The organism is Azospirillum sp. B506, assembly GCF_000333595.1.
Classification (GTDB): Bacteria; Pseudomonadota; Alphaproteobacteria; order Azospirillales; family Azospirillaceae; genus Azospirillum.
Map to the genome: position 1 here is coordinate 1 of NZ_BADK01000386.1, position 1,238 is coordinate 1,238.

Sequence of the window (1,238 nt, forward strand, 5' to 3'; positions counted from 1 at the left end):
CCGTCGACAACCCGGCGCGCTTCAAAGAATGGAGCCCGACCATGCGCCTGTTCCGCCAGGATCGGCGCGGCGACCGGGCGCCGGTCATGGCCCGCGTCCGGACCGCGCTCCGGGCGCTTGCCCGAACCCGTTCCTTCCGACACGGACGATGCCTGCGCCGGCCCCGGCGAAACGAAGCGCTCCATCGGGTCCCGGTATCAGCCGGCCGCCTGCGCCAGCAGCATCGACTTGTCGATCGATGCCCCGAGGCTGTATTTCGGATCGACCATGTTGCCGACCCTCAGGCGGCCGGCCTGGGTCAGAAGCATATAGGCGTCCAACTCCTCGAAGCCGTAATCGGCGGCCATCCAGCGGACCAGCTCGCGGTAGGCGATGCGGGCGGCATCCTCCATCGGCCGGCCGGAGCCGATGGTCATGATCACCCGCTCGTTCTCCAGCCGTGGCCAGCGGAAGCTCCAGTCCTTGATGAGATCCACCTGGACCGTGGTGACCGTCGGGTGCTCGATGGCGAAACCGCACAGCTCCCCGTCACCCTGGGCCGCATGGCAGTCGCCGAGATAGAGCAGCGCGCCGGGCGCATGGACCGGCAGGTAGATCACCGAACCCGGGGCGACGTCCGGCAGGTCCATGTTGCCCCCGTAATAGTCGGGATGCAGGGAAGAGATGGCCTCGATCTCCGGCGAGGTTCCGATGGTGCCGATGAAGGGCTGGTAGGGCAGAGTGATGCGGTCGCTCCAGCGGACGCCGGTGATGGGATCGACCTCCACCTTCTTGACACGCTCCGGCAAGGGTGCGTTCAGGAGGGCGGTGTCGCCGGTGCCGACCAGTCCGCCGAACTCGCGCATCAGGCAGGTGGTGCCCACTGGCTGCGGGCCGCGCGGCACGATCGATTTGATGTGCACCGCCAGGCAGTCGCCCTTTTCCGCGCCGCGGACGAAGATCGGCCCGTTCTGCGGGTTCAGGAACGGGAAGTTCAGGACATCGCTCGGCAGGTCGGATTCCGTGCGGATGCGGCCTTCCATCGCGTCGTGCGTCTCGGCCGAGACGACGTCGCCCGGATCGATGGTCAGCACGGGAGTGGCGTAGGGGCCATAGACGTAATGGTACTTGCCCTGCGTCTCCTCGCTGGCCGCCCTTCATCGCAACCCTGGGCATGATGATGGTGGCGCGCGGCGTCGCCCTGCAGATCACCGGCGCCCGCGCCGTGTCGGGGCTGGGCGAGTCCTTCGGCGAGCTTG

Annotated in this window: 1 protein-coding gene and 1 pseudogene; both read right to left on the bottom strand. The window is 67.9% G+C overall.

All coding sequences use genetic code 11. From position 1 onward, the window contains the following. Nucleotides 1-185, bottom strand: a 185-nt coding sequence (locus I71_RS39135) for a hypothetical protein (RefSeq protein ID WP_042695064.1), incomplete at its 3' end; no start/stop codon positions are given. Between the two features lie 12 nt (nt 186-197). Continuing rightward, nucleotides 198-1,109, bottom strand: a pseudogene (locus I71_RS11850) (acetamidase/formamidase family protein); the annotation flags it as partial. Between the last annotated feature and the right edge of the window lie 129 nt (nt 1,110-1,238).